The organism is Streptomyces sp. NPDC026522, from assembly GCF_055567555.1.
Map to the genome: position 1 here is coordinate 22,225 of NZ_JBVHQF010000004.1, position 15,321 is coordinate 37,545.

Annotated in this window: 16 protein-coding genes and 1 tRNA gene; 8 read left to right on the plus strand and 9 right to left on the minus strand. The window is 74.1% G+C overall.

The window, feature by feature from the left end:
- Window positions 1-196: 196 nt before the first annotated feature.
- The gene (locus tag ACZ4M3_RS11485; protein WP_467731389.1) at window positions 197-889 is read left to right on the plus strand and encodes an HAD-IA family hydrolase; all 693 of its coding nucleotides are present in this window, start codon (window positions 197-199) and stop codon (window positions 887-889) included.
- A 146-nt stretch (window positions 890-1,035) separates the two neighbouring features.
- On the opposite strand, the gene ACZ4M3_RS11490 is transcribed toward ACZ4M3_RS11485, so the two are convergent.
- A complete protein-coding gene (locus ACZ4M3_RS11490) occupies window positions 1,036-1,617 on the minus strand; it encodes a TMEM165/GDT1 family protein (RefSeq protein WP_467731391.1) in 582 nt (193 codons plus the stop codon).
- Window positions 1,618-2,101: 484 nt separating this feature from the next.
- On the opposite strand from ACZ4M3_RS11490, the gene ACZ4M3_RS11495 reads away from it, so the two are divergent.
- The 4 genes from ACZ4M3_RS11495 (at window position 2,102) to ACZ4M3_RS11510 (ending at window position 6,103) form a co-directional block, all read left to right on the plus strand.
- On the plus strand, window positions 2,102-2,764 hold the full coding sequence (locus tag ACZ4M3_RS11495) for an HNH endonuclease family protein (RefSeq protein WP_467731393.1): 663 nt from the start codon (window positions 2,102-2,104) through the stop codon (window positions 2,762-2,764).
- Between the two features lie 129 nt (window positions 2,765-2,893).
- Window positions 2,894-4,555 carry an alkaline phosphatase D family protein gene (locus ACZ4M3_RS11500; RefSeq protein WP_467731395.1) on the plus strand — a complete coding sequence of 554 codons (1,662 nt, stop codon included), beginning with the start codon at window positions 2,894-2,896 and terminating at the stop codon, window positions 4,553-4,555.
- Window positions 4,556-4,770: 215 nt separating this feature from the next.
- A complete protein-coding gene (locus tag ACZ4M3_RS11505; protein ID WP_453354575.1) occupies window positions 4,771-5,403 on the plus strand; it encodes a DedA family protein in 633 nt (210 codons plus the stop codon).
- 205 nt (window positions 5,404-5,608) lie between these two features.
- Entirely contained in the window at window positions 5,609-6,103 is a 495-nt protein-coding gene (locus ACZ4M3_RS11510) for a hypothetical protein (RefSeq protein ID WP_467731397.1), read from the plus strand.
- Window positions 6,104-6,112: 9 nt separating this feature from the next.
- On the opposite strand, the gene ACZ4M3_RS11515 is transcribed toward ACZ4M3_RS11510, so the two are convergent.
- The 5 genes from ACZ4M3_RS11515 to ACZ4M3_RS11535 all read right to left on the minus strand — a co-directional run bounded on the left by ACZ4M3_RS11515 (window position 6,113) and on the right by ACZ4M3_RS11535 (window position 8,842).
- Entirely contained in the window at window positions 6,113-6,346 is a 234-nt protein-coding gene (locus ACZ4M3_RS11515) for a DUF2277 domain-containing protein (protein ID WP_467731399.1), read from the minus strand.
- A 7-nt stretch (window positions 6,347-6,353) separates the two neighbouring features.
- Window positions 6,354-6,998 (minus strand): TRADD-N-associated membrane domain-containing protein, encoded by a 645-nt coding sequence (locus tag ACZ4M3_RS11520; protein WP_467731401.1) that lies wholly within the window; start codon window positions 6,996-6,998, stop codon window positions 6,354-6,356.
- Window positions 6,999-7,112: 114 nt separating this feature from the next.
- Window positions 7,113-7,700, minus strand: a complete 588-nt coding sequence (locus ACZ4M3_RS11525) for a DUF4352 domain-containing protein (RefSeq protein ID WP_467731403.1) — start codon at window positions 7,698-7,700, stop codon at window positions 7,113-7,115.
- A gap of 129 nt (window positions 7,701-7,829) precedes the next feature.
- Window positions 7,830-8,540, minus strand: coding sequence for an acyl-CoA thioester hydrolase/BAAT C-terminal domain-containing protein (locus ACZ4M3_RS11530; protein WP_467731405.1), 711 nt, complete (start codon window positions 8,538-8,540; stop codon window positions 7,830-7,832).
- Between the two features lie 227 nt (window positions 8,541-8,767).
- Window positions 8,768-8,842, minus strand: a tRNA-Val gene (locus ACZ4M3_RS11535).
- 105 nt (window positions 8,843-8,947) lie between these two features.
- Between ACZ4M3_RS11535 and ACZ4M3_RS11540 the strand changes: the two genes are divergently transcribed.
- The 3 genes from ACZ4M3_RS11540 (at window position 8,948) to ACZ4M3_RS11550 (ending at window position 11,162) form a co-directional block, all read left to right on the plus strand.
- Window positions 8,948-10,192: a hypothetical protein gene (locus tag ACZ4M3_RS11540; RefSeq protein WP_467731407.1), complete on the plus strand. Its 1,245-nt coding sequence runs from the start codon at window positions 8,948-8,950 to the stop codon at window positions 10,190-10,192.
- A 103-nt stretch (window positions 10,193-10,295) separates the two neighbouring features.
- Window positions 10,296-10,865 (plus strand): DUF4383 domain-containing protein, encoded by a 570-nt coding sequence (locus tag ACZ4M3_RS11545; protein ID WP_467731409.1) that lies wholly within the window; start codon window positions 10,296-10,298, stop codon window positions 10,863-10,865.
- Between the two features lie 78 nt (window positions 10,866-10,943).
- Window positions 10,944-11,162, plus strand: coding sequence for an FmdB family zinc ribbon protein (locus ACZ4M3_RS11550; protein WP_467731411.1), 219 nt, complete (start codon window positions 10,944-10,946; stop codon window positions 11,160-11,162).
- Between the two features lie 65 nt (window positions 11,163-11,227).
- Here the strand turns inward: ACZ4M3_RS11550 and ACZ4M3_RS11555 are convergent, their stop codons facing one another.
- From ACZ4M3_RS11555 to ACZ4M3_RS11565, 3 genes are read right to left on the minus strand one after another with little or no spacing between them, the layout of a single operon-like run.
- Window positions 11,228-11,887, minus strand: a complete 660-nt coding sequence (locus ACZ4M3_RS11555; protein WP_467731413.1) for an O-methyltransferase — start codon at window positions 11,885-11,887, stop codon at window positions 11,228-11,230.
- The gene (locus ACZ4M3_RS11560) at window positions 11,884-12,714 is read right to left on the minus strand and encodes an HAD family hydrolase (RefSeq protein WP_467731414.1); all 831 of its coding nucleotides are present in this window, start codon (window positions 12,712-12,714) and stop codon (window positions 11,884-11,886) included. Before ACZ4M3_RS11560 ends, ACZ4M3_RS11555 begins: the two co-directional genes overlap by 4 nt.
- On the minus strand, window positions 12,711-15,299 hold the full coding sequence (locus tag ACZ4M3_RS11565) for a phosphoribosyltransferase (RefSeq protein WP_467731416.1): 2,589 nt from the start codon (window positions 15,297-15,299) through the stop codon (window positions 12,711-12,713). Before ACZ4M3_RS11565 ends, ACZ4M3_RS11560 begins: the two co-directional genes overlap by 4 nt.
- Between the last annotated feature and the right edge of the window lie 22 nt (window positions 15,300-15,321).

Sequence of the window (15,321 nt, forward strand, 5' to 3'; positions counted from 1 at the left end):
GGCCCGGCGGGGCTGGCGTCCCACCCGTCCACGTCCTCGACCGGTGCGAGCCCGGACGGCACCGCACGTCTGGAGGGCGGTGGCCGAGGGCCGGCAGATTTTGTATAGTGATGGAACAAAGTGGTTCCGTCCTCACTCCCTGACCGGTGGACGGAACCACTTGTTCTCGTTTGCCCCTTTGTCTGGAGTCCCGCCGATGTCGGCCAGCACCACCAGCAACGCACCCACCACCGTCGCCCTCTCCGCCAAGGCCCTGCTCCTGGACATGGACGGCACGCTCGTCAACTCCGACGCGGTGGTCGAACGCTGCTGGCGCGACTGGGCAGTGGCCCACGGGCTGGACCCGCAGGAAGCGCTCAAGGTCGTGCACGGCCGCCAGGGCTACGCCACCATGGCGATCCTGCTGCCCGGGCGCCCGATGGAGCTCAACCACGCCGAGAACGCCGAGATGCTCGCCCGCGAGACGGCCGACACCGACGGCGTGGTCCCCGTCGCGGGGGCCCCGGAGTTCATGGCCGCCATCGCCGGCCTGCCGCACGCGCTGGTCACGTCAGCCGACGCCGCTCTGGCCCGCACCCGCATGGCGGCGGCCGCACTGCCGATGCCGCGCGTGCGGGTGACCGCCGAGTCGGTCGGCGCCAGCAAGCCCGACCCCGAAGGGTTCCTCAAGGGCGCCGCCGAGCTGGGCGTGCAGCCGGCCGACTGCATCGTGTTCGAGGACTCGGCCGCCGGAATCGCCGCAGGTCAGGCGGCCGGTATGCGGGTGGTCGGGATCGGCCCGCGCGCGGCTGCGCACGCCCCGACGGTGCATGTCCCGGACCTTCGGTCGGTGCGCGTGGACGCCGCGCCGGACGGCACCCTCCGCCTCACGCTCACCACGACCGCCTGAGCGCCACCGGCCCCCGCCCGCTACGTGAGCGGCGCTGCGGGCCGCCGGGCGACAGGCCGTACCGCCGCGGGCCCCCCGCACCGCCACCGCGCCGGGCGCGGCGGCGCACCCCGCCCGCGCCGCCGCGCCCAGCCGGTCCGTCCGGCTCAGCCCGTGATCGCCTCGTACAGCGAGAACCCGGCCAGCGCCGCCATCACGCCCGCCGCCACCTTGGTGATCAGCCTCAGCGGCACGTGCTTCATGAGCGTGCGCCCGCCCAGGATGCCGATGCCGGCGACCGCCCACAGGGCGAGCACGGCCCCGATGCCGACCGAGACGGGGTTGTCGTACCGGGCGGCGAGGTTGGCGGTCATGATCTGGGTGAGGTCACCGAACTCCGCCACCAGGATCAGCATGAACCCGGCGCCCGACACCTTCCAGAAGGACTGGTCGGCGGGCGGCTTGACCTCTTCTTCGTCGTCGCCCTTCTTCAGGAGCAGCATCGCCGCGCCCGCGAGGAAGAGCACGCCCACGACGGCCTGCACCAGCCGGTGCGGGAGCAGGGTGAGCACGCTGCCCGCCGCGATGGCGAGCCCGACGTGCAGGGCGAAGGCGGCGGCGACGCCCGCGAAGACGTAGGACGCGCGGTAGCGGGTGCCGAGCATCAGTCCGGCCAGGGCCGTCTTGTCGGGGAGTTCGGCGAGGAAGACGACGCCGAAGGCGATCGCCAGGACGGTGAAACTGAACACTGGGGCAGAACCTCAATCGGTCGGGCAGGACGCCGTCGGCACCGAGAGACCTGGGTGGATCGGGGGTCGCTTCGGCTCGGCGGCGCCCTGGTACGTCACCACGCGGAATGCGCGGCTCCAGGACACTGCGGCCGAAGGTCTCGCTGGCCGGCCGCTGACGCGGCCTGCTTCCGGGCGCCGGCTGGTGTGACCCAGCAGTATGTCGACGGTCCGGCGAAGAGCTACTCCCCTTCTGCGCTTCCAGCGTACGTGATGCCGGCCAGCCCGCGCGAGCGTCCGGAATGTGACGTTCACCCCAGCTCGCCCAGCCGTCTCGCCCCGCGAGCTCAACTCTCCTGCCGAGCAGGCGGCTTGACCGCGTCGATGTGACGTGCCCATGTCTAGAACCGGTCATCTGGCGCCCACCCGGCGGACATCTGGCGCCGCCACGATGACCGCGACCCGCCGGGGTCGCACGGCCACCCCCCACATCAAGGGAGCCCCCATGGCGCTCATACCTTCCGTCTCCGCGCGACGGGCCGGCCGGATCGGCGTCCTCGCCACGGCCGCCGCGCTCGCCGCCCTGACCTCCCTCGTCAGCGCGCCCGCCGCCCAGGCCTCCCCGCCCACCCCCATCAGCGCCGCGGCGGCCCGTTCGTACCTGGCCACGGTGACGCCGGTGGCGGAAGGTTCCCTCACCGGCTACAGCCGCACCCTCTTCCCGCACTGGATCACCATCTCCGGCACCTGTGACACCCGCGAGACCGTCCTCAAGCGGGACGGCTCGGGCGTGGTCGTCTCCTCCTCCTGCGCGGCCGTCAGCGGAAGCTGGTACTCCGAGTACGACGGCGCCACCTGGACCGCCGCCTCGGACGTCGACATCGACCACGTGGTGCCGCTCGCCGAGGCCTGGCGTTCGGGCGCATCCTCCTGGACCACCGCCAAGCGGCAGCAGTTCGCGAACGACCTCACCCGGCCGCAGCTCATCGCGGTCACCGACAACGTCAACCAGTCCAAGGGCGACCAGGACCCCGGCACCTGGCTGCCGCCCCGGACCGCCTACCGCTGCACGTACGCGCGGATGTGGGTCGACGTGAAGCAGTACTGGGGCCTGAGCATGAACTCCGGTGAAAAGACCGCCCTGGTCAACGTCCTCAACGGCTGCTGACACCGGCTCCCGCCGCAAGCTCCCCGCCACCGGAAACGCGCGGCGATCTTTCTCCCCCGTCAGGGGGAGGCCCAGGTCCCCCTCCACCCCGTACCGTGACCGAAGGGGATGAGGAGGAGGGGGAGTTCGATGGCCGGACTGCGTCTGGGGCCGCTGCTGCGCTACGTCGACTGGGAGGACGGCGGCTCCGCCACGGTATGGATCGAGGCGGACCGCCCGTGCACCGCCGAGGTGCGGTGTGCGGACGGCGCCGCGGGGAGCGTGCGCACCTTCCAGATAGCCGGCCACCACTACGCGTTGGTCCCGGTGACGGGCCTGACCCCCGGTACCACCACGGCGTACGAGGTGCTGCTCGACGGCGTCCGCGGGTGGCCGCTGTCCGGCAGCGGGTTCCCGCCGAGCACCATCACCACGCCCGCGGTCCGCGGGTCCGGCCGGGCTGCCGCCCCGGAGCTGCGGGTGACGTTCGGGTCCTGCCGGCAGGCGGCCCCGCCCGCAGGCCGGCGCGGGCCGCACGGTCCCGACGCGCTCGACACCCTCGCGGCGCGGCTGGCGGCCGAGCCGCAGGCGGTCCGGCCCGACGTCCTCCTCCTACTGGGCGATCAGGTGTACGCCGACCAGCTCTCGCGCGAGACCCGGCGCTGGCTCGCGGCCCGCCGGGACCTGCGGGAGGCGCCCGGGGCTCAGGTCGCGGACTTCGAGGAGTACACCCGGCTCTACTACGAGTCCTGGCTGGACCCGGAGATCCGCTGGCTGCTGTCGACGGTGCCCAGCCTGCAGATATTCGACGACCACGACGTCGTGGACGACTGGAACACCAGCGCGGCCTGGCTGGCGGGGATGCGGGCGACGCCCTGGTGGCAGGAGCGGGTGCTCAGCGGGCTGATGTCGTACTGGGTGTACCAGCATCTCGGCAATCTCTCGCCCGCCGAACTCGCGGCCGACGAGCTGTACGCGGCGGTACGGGCCTGCCCGGACGGTACGGATGCGCTGCGCGCCTTCGCGGCCCGGGCGGACGCCGATCCGGGTTCGGTCCGGTGGAGCTACCGGCGGGACTTCGGCCGCTCACGCCTGCTGATGGTGGACACCCGGGCGGCGCGGGTGCTCACCGAGGACGGCCGGGCGATGCTGGACCCGGCGGAGCAGCAGTGGCTCCGGGAGAACGCCCTGGCCGGGCACGGCGGTTACGACCATCTGCTGATCGGCTCCTCGCTGCCGTGGCTGATGCCGCCGCTGATCCATGACGCGGAGGTGTGGAACGCGGCGCTGTGCCGTGGGGAGCGCGGGCCGCGGTGGGCGCGGATCGGGGAGGACCTGCGCCGGCGCGCCGATCTGGAGCACTGGGCGGCGTTCCCGGGCTCGTTCGCGGCGTTGAGCGATCTGGTCGAGGAGGTGGGGACGGGCCCGCGGGCTCCGGCGACCGTCATGGTCCTGTCGGGGGACGTGCACCACGCGTATGTGGCCGAGCCCCGAATACCCAGCACCTCGCGGGTGTTCCAGCTGACCTGTTCGCCGGTCCACAACTCGATCCACCTGGCGGTGAAACTCGGCTTCCGGCTGGGCTGGTCGCGGGTGGGGCGGTGGCTGGGGCGCGGCTTCTCCCGGCACGGCCGTACGGGCCGGCCGCCGCTGAGCTGGCGGCGTACGGGCGGACCGTGGTTCGGCAACCAGCTGATGACGCTGGCGTTGGCGGGGCGGACGGCCCGGCTGTGGCTGGACCAGGCCCGTTCGGGCGGCTCGGGCGCCCGGCTGGTGACGGTGCTGGACCGGCGGCTCACCGGACCGGAGTAACGCGTACGGCCGGACCTGCGCCGGGTGTTGGCGGCCGGGCGGCGGGGTGGGGCGCGGCTGTCGGCGGCCGGGGCGGGCGGCCCGTGCGCGCGGGGCTGACGGACCGGCGGCCCCGGGGCTCGGGGGCGGTGGTGCGCGGCGTACGCTGTATGGCTGTCAAGCCGCCCCTGCCGCTCCCCGCGACGACGCGGCGCTTCGGACTGGGGAGTCCCGCTGTGCTTGAGACTCTGGGTTCGCTGACCACGAGCCCCTGGATCTATGCCGTGGTGGCGGCGTCCGTCGTGCTCGACGTGTTCCTGCCGGTGTTGCCGAGCGGCGTTCTGGTGATCACCTCCGCGGCCGCCGCGGCGGCGGCCGGGGCCGCGGGTTCGCCGGCGCCGGTGCCCGCGCGGGTGCCGGACATCATGGCGCTGCTGGTGATCGCGACGACGGCTTCGGTGCTGGGTGACATGGCCGCGTACCGGCTGGCCCGGCGTGGCGGGGCCCGCCTGGACCGGGCCATCGCCCGCTCGCGCCGGCTGACCCGGGCCCACGAGCGGCTCGGCGCGGCTCTGGCGCGCGGTGGCGGCGCACTGGTGGTGATCGCCCGCTTCGCCCCGGCGGGCCGCTCGGTGGTGTCCCTGGGCGCGGGCAAGACGCAGCGCGAGGTGCGGGAGTTCCTGCCGTGGTCGGTGCTGGCGGGCATGGCGTGGGCCGGGTACAGCGTGGCGCTGGGCTATTTCGGCACGCAGTGGCTGGGCGCGGCCTGGCTGGGCACGGCGGTCTCGGTGATCGCCCTGTTCGCGGCGGGGTCCCTCGCGGTGTTCCTGCTGCGCCGGCCGGTCCCGTCGGCGGCGCCGGCCGCGTAGCGCGTAGGCCGTCCGCCGGACCTGCCGGCCGGGATGCGCGCGGGGGCAGGTGTGGGCCGGCCGGGGCAGCGGGTCACCCGTTCACCCGGCAGCGATCGCCGGGCGGGGCCGGGGCTTCTAGCGTCCTGAGCACGGAGCGCGACCGAATCCGCGTCACACCCGTGTCCTGGCCGCGCCGTTCCGAGGAGCCCGAGGAGTTCACTCCATGCCCGCTACCCGTAAGCGGTACCGCCTGATGGGGGCCGCTGCCGCGACGCTCGTCATCACCGCCGCGACTCCCGCCACGCTCGCCCACGCCAACGCGACCGCGTCCGTCTCGCCCGGCGTCGTCGCCCCGGGCAGCCGGGTCAGCCTCAGCGTCACGGGCTGCGGCACCCGTACCGGCAGGGCGTCCTCGCCCGCCTTCGGTAACGTCCAGCTGAGCCCCGGCAACGGTCAGGCCACCCGGCTGTCCGGCAGTGCCATCGTCTTCGGCAGCGCCGCGACCGGCTCGCACCCCGTCACGTTCGAATGCGGCGGCGCCGGCGGTGAGCGCGTCACGGCGACCCTGAACGTCAGCCTCGGCGCCGCCCGTGGCGGCCTGGGCGGCAGCGTGGACTCGATGGGTACGGGCGCGGTCGCCGTCGGCGGCGCACTCGTCGCGAGTGCGCTGGGCGCGGGTCTGTGGGTGCTGCGCCGACGCCGGGAGCCGCACGCCTGACGCCCTGCCTCACCGGCTCTGGGCGACCGGCTCCCGGCCGCGTACGTGCACGCCGTCGAGGAGCGCGGCCGTCGCCTCGGCGATGGCGTCCACGGCGGCGTCGAAGACTTCCCGGTTGTGCGCGGCGGGCGCCCGGAACCCGGACACCTTCCGCACGTATTGCAGGGCGGCGGCGCGGATCTCCTCCTCGGTGGCCTTTTCGGGGATGGCGGGCGGGCGCAAGGTCTTGATGGAACGGCACATACCTCCACTATCGCTCGGACCCAGGCAGTTCGGCCCCGGACAGTTTCATGATCAGACCGGCCTGGAGCCGTCCCCGCAGCTCCGGATCGGCGACCTCGTCCAGCAGCCGGACCGCCTGCGCCAGCGACTCCGCCGCGCGCCGGTCGTCGCGCAGCGAGGCGGTCTGCCCGGACATGTGCCGCAGCGCGACGTCGGCCCGGCGGTGGAAGAGCTGCCCGATGAGGGTGACGACCAGGCCGACGGAGCTGGTGACGACCCCGAGGTACAGGTCCCCGCTGCTCTCGGCCTTCCACACCGCCAGCGCCACCCCGCCCAGCAGGATCACCGCCCCGGCCCCGGCGAAGCGCTGGCTGGTCACGAAGCTGCTGCGGGCCTGGGTGAGTCCGTAGGCGTAGTACTCGACGAGGAGGGGCGTGAAGTCGTCGCCCCGGGCCGCGGTCCTGACCGGCAGCCCGCCGACGTCCGCGTACTTCGGATCGCCCGCCTCCGTCCCGGGCGCCGGAAGCAGCGCGAGCAACCGCTCCCGCTCGGCCTCCCGCCGCCGCTCGAACCCCTGCGCGGCCCGGCGCTCCAGCACGACGTACGCCACCGCGCCGACGAGCACCGCGACGAGCACCGCGACCAAGGCGGCCCACCGACCCCACTCCCCCATCCCCCGACCATCCCACGCCCCACCCCCGCGGCCAAGACCGCGGCCGCGCCCTTCCCCGCGACATCACGACGCCTCCGTGCCGGCGGGCACGGAGGCGTGGTGGCCGCGCGTGCGCTACGACACGTCGGCGCGCACGACCTCGCCAATGAGCCCGTCCGTATAGGTCACCGTCTTCGCGGTGAACGCGCCCTTGCCGGTGACGGCGCCGCTGATGTTCTCGCCCGGGGCCAGTTCGACGGTGTCGATCTGGTTCTCGTCCGCCGCGAGCTGGGAGGCGTGCTTGGTGCCGTTGGTGTCGGTGATGGTGAAGTAGAGCGGGTTGACGTTGATGGGCTTCGTCGAGTTGTTGGTGACGGTGACGGACACGCTGGTGTAGCCGTCGCCCTGGGCGAGGACGCTCGCCTTGAAGTCCGTCTTCTGGGCGGTGACCGCGACCGGCTGCTTCTTCTCCGGCGCCTTGGAAGGCTGTGCCTCCGGGACCTTCGCGGGCTGGGAGGCGGCGGCGGCCGGCTGCGCGGGGCTCTTCTGACCGTCGCCACCGGAGATCAAGGCGCCGGCCACTGCGAGCAGGACGACCACTCCCACGACACCCAGACACGAGAACCCGACGATCTTCCCGGCGTTGGACTTCCTCGGCGCCGGCGGGGGCGGGTAGCCGTATCCGGGCTGGGGCGGGCCGGACGGCGGAAACTGATGGGACATGAGACCCCCACGGGACGAGTGCGAATCCGGCCACCGTAGGGGGGCGTGAGCGTGCGCGTGGCGGTGTGCCCGAACCGTGACATTCCCTGCGCGGACCCGCCTGGCGTCCCACCCCGCACAGGATCACCGTCAAGCGGCCGGGCGGCCGCCGCCGAGGGCCGCCAGGATGTGCGGCCAGGCGGCTTCGCCGAGGAGCGCGTCGGCTTCGGGGGTTCCTCCGTACCGGAAGCGCGGCGACGCCGGGGCCGGGCCCTCGCCGGGGAGACGGGGCCGGTGGCCGGCGTCGTCGCGGGCGATGAGGCGCACGGGCGCCCCGGCCGAGCGCCGGCGTGCTGCGAGGTGCTCGGCGAAGGGCAGCGACGGCCACATCGCGTCGTCCCCGCCCGCGACCAGCACCAGGCCTGCCCTGGTTTCGTCCACGGGGATCTCGGCCGGCCCGAGCAGGTGGGCGAAGGTCCGCTCGCTGCGTTCGTACCACCCGCGGAGGGCGACAGGACCCGTATCCGGCTCCCGGGGCGCCCACGCGTCGTCCATCGGCGCGAAGGGCAGCGGCCGCTCCCGCCAGGTCCAGCAGGAACGGTACGGCTGATGCGCGCCGTCCCGGCCGGGGCCGACGTTGCACCAGACCCGCGAGGTGGGCGACAGCGCGACGACCACGTCCACCCGCGGGTCGTGCACCGCCGTCAGCAGAGCCGCCTCGGCCCCCTTGGAGACACCGAGGATTGCGATGCGTCGCGCCCCGCCCAGCCGAAGGTGGTCGACGGCGGCGGTGAAGGTCTCCAAGGGGACTTCACATATCCCCGGCACCTGGCCGGGCCCCCCGAACCAGCGGATCGCCATGGCTGCGCAACCTTGCCGGGCGAGAAGCCGCGCCCGCTCCCGCTCTACCCGCCCACTGGACCCGGCCAGCACCAGCACCCCCACGTCACTGCCCCCCACTGGAGCGACGACGACCCCCTCCCAAGGCCCCTTCACCGCCCGCTCGATGACCTCCACACACTCCCCCACCGCCACCGGAACCGCATGCGCAAAGACCCCCCGCCGGGACCGGCGGGGGGTCTTTTCACTGGTGGGCGCGGACGGTTTCGAACCGCCGACATCTGCTTTGTAAGAGCAGCGCTCTACCCCTGAGCTACGCACCCGTGGATGAGTGGACAGCCTACATGGAGGGCGCACCCCCGGCGCAAACCCGTTGCCGTAGGGGAGAATGGAGCGGGGCATGGCGGACGCGGTACGGGAGAGGGATTGTGACAACGGCATCCCGGCGGTGGTTCGGTGGGCGGGACGAGGGCCGGCGGGCGGATGCGCAGGCGGCGAAGGATGCCGCCGCGGCCGCGTTCTACGAGCTGGATACGGCGCAGCGGGACCTGCGGATCTCGATGGAGACCATCGCCGCGGCGGACGGGTCGCCCGCCGCGCGGCAGGCGGCGGAGGGGTTCGTCGCGCTCGGACAGCGCATCGACCAGGTCAGCCAGGTGTACATCGAGGCCGTCGACGCGCACGACCTGGACCGCGTCGACCTGGAGGGTTCGGTCGCGGCGCAGGCCCGGCAGCAGCTGACGCGGGCGCGGGACGAGCTCGTCCGGGTCAAGGGGGAGCTGGACCGGTTCCAGCAGGGGCTGCAGCCGCTGCTGGACAAGGCGGAGACGCAGCTGGCCCGGGTCGCGCCGGCCCGGGAGCGGGCGAAGGCGGCGCTGCTGGCGGCGAGCGACGCGCTGGACTCGGTCCGCGCGAACGGGATGCGGGCCGACGACCTGGCGGCCCGGCTCGCCGCGCTGGGCCCGGAGCTGACCAAATTGAACCAGGGCGCGGCCCGGCACGGGGTGCAGGAGACGGTGCAGCGTGCCGACCGGATCCTGCGCGACGCGGAGGCGGTACGGGCCGAGGCGGCCCGGCTGCCGGAGCGGGCGGCGGAGGTCGACCGGCGGCTGGTGAGCCTGCGGACCCGGGCGCAGGCGGTGCGCAACCGGGCGGACCGGGTGGATCCGGTGCTCAGCGAGCTGCGCCGCCGGTTCAGCGCGGCGTGCTGGCAGGACCTGCAGCACGTCCCCGAGCAGGCGGTACGTGAGGTCGCGCGGGCCGAGGAGAAGCTGGCGGAGGCCGGCCGGGCCCGGGAGGGCCAGCGGTGGGCCGAGGTGGGGGCGCTGATCGAGGAGGTGCGGACCGGCCTGGACGCGACCGACGAGGCGGTGTCGGCGGCGCAGGACCGGCTGACGCGGCTGGAAGCGGTCGCCCGGGACCCGCAGGACGAGGTGCGCCGGACCCGGTTCGCGATCCGGGACGCGCAGCGGCTGGCGATGGAGGGCCGTAGCGTGCCCGATCCGCGCCACGCGCGGCCGCTGGACGAGTCGGTGGCGCGGGTGGAGCGGGCGCTGGCCGGGCTGGAGGGGCGCCACCCCGACTACTGGCAGTTCCTCCAGGAGATGGAGGGCGTACGGGCGTCCGTGAACCGCGTGGTGAACGACATCCGGGTGGAGCGCGGCCACGCCTGAGGCCCGGGCGGCCGGGGCCGACCGGGATGCAGGGTTGTCCGGGCGGTGTCCGCGGCGGATGCTGGAAAGGACGTCAGGCAGAGGTCAGGCAGAGGAGGCCGCCGTGGCCACTCACGCTGCTCCGCACATCCGGCGGCCGGTCGGTGCCCGGCTCGACGAGCACCTGCCGGTCGATCACAAGCTCAGCCAGGTGTACCGGGTGGGCGCGGGCCTGACCGGGCTGCTCCTGGTCGTGTTCGGCATCCTCGGGCTGGTGCACCGGATCGGGTTCTTCGACACCGGCGGGGACACGGTGCTGGCGCTGAACACGAACGGGGCGCTGAGCGTCCTGTCGATCTGCATCGGCGCGCTGCTGTTCTGCGGGATGGTGGTGGGCGGGAACTTCGCCTCGACCCTGAACATCGTGCTGGGTCTGCTGTTCATCGCGAGCGGGTTCGTGAACCTCGCGCTGCTGGACACCGGGATCAACTTCCTGGCGTTCCACATCCCGAACGTGCTGTTCAGCTTCGTGGTCGGCGTGATGCTGATGTGGTTCGGGATGTACGGGCGGGTCGGCGGCGGCCTGTCGCACGACAACCCGTACTGGCGGGCCCGCCATCCCGAGGAGGCGGCCCGCGAGGACCGGGCCGCGGCCAGGCGGGCGCTGCGCACCGGGCACCGCCCCGACCCGTGACGCCGGACGGCCGTGCCGCACGCACGAGTGCCGACGCACCAGTGCCGAACGCGACGGCGGTGCGGCTAGCCTGTCCGCATGCCTCGTTACGAATACCGCTGCCGTACCTGTGACGACACCTTCGAGGTGAGCCGTCCGATGGCCGAGTCCGCCGCGCCCGCCGACTGCCCCGCCGGTCACGCCGACACCGTCAAGCTGCTCTCCGCGGTCGCCGTCGGCGGCGCGGCCCGCAGCGCTCCCGCCGGCCCCGCGCCCGCCATGGGTGGCGGCTGCTGCGGCGGAGGCGGCTGCGGCTGACCGGCCGGAGCAGGCCGGCGGCCCGGAGCGACCTGGCACAAGCCGGATCGGGCCGCCGGGCCGCGCTACCGCTTGCGCGACAGGGTCAGGCCGTCCGAGATGGCGAGCAGCACCGACTCCATGCGGTCGTCGGCCAGCACGTGGTCGTTGAACGCCCGGATGGCCGCCGCCGCGCCCGTCGCCGTCTCGTCGAGCACCCGCCCGTGGAAGAGGGTGTTGTCGCTGACGATCAGCCCGCCCGGCCGCATCCGCGGCACGAGCTCCTCCCAGTAGGCGGTCTGGTTCTCCTTGTCGGCGTCGATGTAGGCCATGTCGATGTGCGGCTCCCCCGGCATGGCGCGCAGCGTCTCCAGTGCCGGGGCGATCCGCAGGTCGATGCGGTCGGCGACGCCCGCCGCCTCCCAGGCCTGCCTGCCGTACGCCGTCCACTCCTCGGAGATGTCGCAGGCGATCAGCGCGCCGTCCGCGGGCAGGGCCTGTGCCATGGCCAGGGTGGAGAAGCCGGTGAAGGTGCCGATCTCCACGATGCGGCGGGCCCCCGTCAGCCGGACCAGGAAGGCCAGCAGCGGCCCCTGCTCCTGCGCCGACTGCATCCCCGCCGATTCCGGGAACTTCTCGTACGTGGTCGTCACGAGCCCGCGCTGGATGGCGTCCAGCGGAGGGTTGTGGTCGAGCACGTACTGGTAGAGCTCGTCAGTGATCTTGGTGCTGTTGCCCTTGGTCATGCGCCCAGTGTGCCGAGTTCGCCGACCGCGCGCCGGAACGCGCGCACGATGTCCTCGCCCGCCAGGACACCCGACTTGGCCAGTGCCGTGACCGACCCGGCGGTCCAGCCGGCGTCCGCGAGTTCGCCGTGGCCCGGCCGCCACCCCCGGTCCGCCGCCAGCAGCAGATCGGCGTCCAGCAGCGAGTCGCCCGCGGCCAGGGTGGTGGTGGCCCCGGTACGGCGGGCCACCTCCCGCATGGCCGCGCTCTTGGTCAGCGGCCGCGGGACGGCGTAGATCTTGCGGCCCTGGAGGGACACCGTCCAGCCGCGCGGCTCCGCCCAGGACACCAGCGCCTTGAGCCACTCGTCCGGCACCAGCGCCCGTTCCACGACCAGGTACGCGAACAGGTCCTCGGCCACCCGCGCCTTGCGCAGCCACGCCGGATCGGCGGTCGCCAGCAGGTGGTCGTGCACCTCGGCGAGCGGGGCGCACTCCTCGGCGAGCCGTGCCGCGACCTGCCGCCGCCAGTCCCGGTCCGGCACGCCGTCCACGAGCAGCTGTCCGCCGTTGGCGCAGATCGCGTACTTCGCCTGGCGGCCGGGGAAGCGGATGCGCTGGTACTGCTTGCGCGTCCGGGTCGTCGTGGGGACCCAGACGACGCCCGGGTCCGCGGTCAGCTCCGCCAGCAGGCCCGCCGCTGTCTCGGTCATGTACGACAGCGGCTTACTCTCGTGGACCTCCACGCACAGCAGCCGGGGCGCCACCGGATCGGGCATGGTCAGGCCGAGCGCGGCCGCCGAGTAGATGAGGGTGCGGTCGAGGTCACTGGCTACGAGGACGGTCACTTGGCGGCCACGGCCTTTCCGTCGGCGCCGGTGGCGCCGCGCGTGAAGCGGGGGTGGATGAGTCCCACGCAGGTGTAGGGCAGCCCGTCGACCTCTTCGACCGGCACTCCGCGCTGTTCGGCGAGCAGGCGTACGTGGTCCAGGTCGGCGCCCGCGCCCCGCTGGGCGAGGATCTTCCACGGCACGCGGCGCAGCAGCACCCGCGTCGTCTCGCCGACGCCGGGCTTGACCAGGTTCACGTCGTGGATCCCGTACTCCTCGCTGATCCGCTCGACGGCCGCCCAGCCCTCCCAGGTGGGGGTCCGGTCGGCCGCCAGCAGTTCCTTGACGTCGGCGTCGACCGCCTCGGCCACCTCGTCGAAGCGGGCGGCGACGGCGTCGACGAACGCGACGGACACGTCCGCGCCGGCGAGCTCGCGGTAGAACTTCGCGCCGTGGAAGTCGGCGGGCCCGACCAGGTCGGACCTGAGCACCGTACGCGAGACGAGTCCCGAGACGGTGGAGTTGAGGCAGGCGGAGGGGATCAGGAAGTCCTCGCGGGTGCCGTACGTCGCCACGCACGAGCCGGGGTCGGCGAGGACGACGATCTCCGGGTCGAAGCCGTCGAACTCCGCCAGCGCGTCGCGCAGCTCCCGGGTGATGGCCCCCTTGCCCGTCCAGCCGTCGACGAAGACGACGTCGGCGGGGTCGTGGTGGGCGGCCAGCCAGCGCAGCGCGTTGGCGTCGATGCCGCGGCCGCGCACGATGGAGACGGCGTAGTGCGGCAGGTCCAGGCCGTGCCGGGCCTGCGCCCAGCGCCGCATCAGCACACCGACGGGCGTACCGGCGCGGGCGAGGGAGACGAGCACGGGGGACGGCGACCGTTCGGCGAGCACCGTTTCGGTGACGGTGCCCACGGCGCGGGCTATTCGGGCCGCGGAGGCGGTCAGCGCGCTCTGGTAGAGCCGCTGGTAGTCGGGGGACGGCTGGTACTCCACGGGCAGCGACTCGGCGTAGTGCGCGCCGCCCGCCTGGATGGCCTCCTCGCGCTCCTCGGTCGGGGCCTCCAGTTCGACCGCCGAGAAGTCCTGGAGCAGCCAGCCGACGTCCTCGGCCGGGTAGGAGGAGAAGGCGGGCCCGCGCAGGGGCTCGGTCATGATCGGCTCCTGCCGGTCGGAAAGGGCGGGACGGGCGGAGAGGGCGGGATGCGCGGGATGCGCGGGACGACGCGCGGCCGCGGCGGGGGGCCGCTGTGCCGCGGACGGCACCGCCCCCGCCCCCGGTACGTACGACGGAACCACCACCAGCAGCACCTGCCCGGTGTGCGGGGCGAGCCGCGCGAGCAGCCCGTCGGGGGCGTGCAGCGCGTCGGTGTCGCCGTGGGAGTCGACGACGGCGACGACGGCGTCGAAGCCGGCGCCCGCGACGTTGTACGCGTACCGCTCCCCCGGCCCGTCGGCGGGCTCGTCGTGCGCCGGGAAGGCCAGCCGGGTCCGGATGGCGTAGCCGGGGTCGTCCACGGCGAGCACCGGCGAGCGGGTGGTGGTGGAGAAGCGGACCTCGCGGGCCCCAGACTCCTCCAGGGCCCGCGCGAGCCGCAGCGGCGCGTACATGAGCTCCTCGTTGCCCAGCACCAGGACCCGCCGGGCCCCGGCCCCCAGCTCGGCGTCGATCCGGGCGGCCAGCGCGGGCAACGCCGCCTCCAGCCGGGCCCGGTGCGCGGGGGTGAAGCCGTGCCGGCCCCCGTCGGGCAGCCCGGCGGGCCAGTCCAGGCCGACCCGCCGGACGGGCGCGGCCGGGCCGGTACCGGCGGGGGCGGGCGGGGCACCCGGGGCGTCCTGGGACTCGTACTCCTCGACCAGCGCCTGCCCCTTGGCCAGGACGTCCTCGGGCAGGCCGACCGTGCCGGTGGCGAGGGCGACGAGGTCGATCCGCGCCCCGAGCTCGGCGGCGAAGGCATCCAGGCGCGCGCGGTCGGCCGGGGAGCGCATGTCCACGAGGGCGACCACGACGTAGTGCCGGCGGGGGTGGCGGGCGTGCAGGTCGCGGATGGTGTTCAGGACGGTGTTGCCGGTGGAGAACTCGTCGTCCACCAGGACCAGCGGTCCGCCGCCGGTCAGCAGCTTCGGGTCCTCGGGGAGCAGCAGGTGCGAGGTGGCGTGCGAGTGGGCTTCCTCGAAGCCGCCCGCGGGCGCCACGCCGGGCACCGGGCGGCGGGTGGAGTGCAGGTAGGGGGCGGCCCGCAGGCCGTCGGCGACGCTGTGGCCGAGGCCGGTGGCGGTCTCCGCGTACCCCAGGACGACCGCGTCGGCGGCCGCCCCGCCCAGCAGCTCCCGGACGCGTTCGCCGAGCCCGTGGCCGGCGGCGTGGACGACCGCCGGGGACTGCGGGACGTGCTTGCCCAGGATCCGGGAGACCAGCAGGTGCGCGCGCTTGGGGTTGCGCCGCAGGGCGAGCCCGAGCAGGTCACGCAACGGCGGCTGCTCGGCCCGCGGCTGCCCGGGCTGCCGCTGCCCGGGCGCCGCGCCCTGTTCCAGGCGTACGCCCAGCCGGTCCGCGACCCAGGTTCCCGACCACACCTCGTCGATCGTCTTGCCCTTCTTCATGGATTGCTCCGAAAACTGCGTG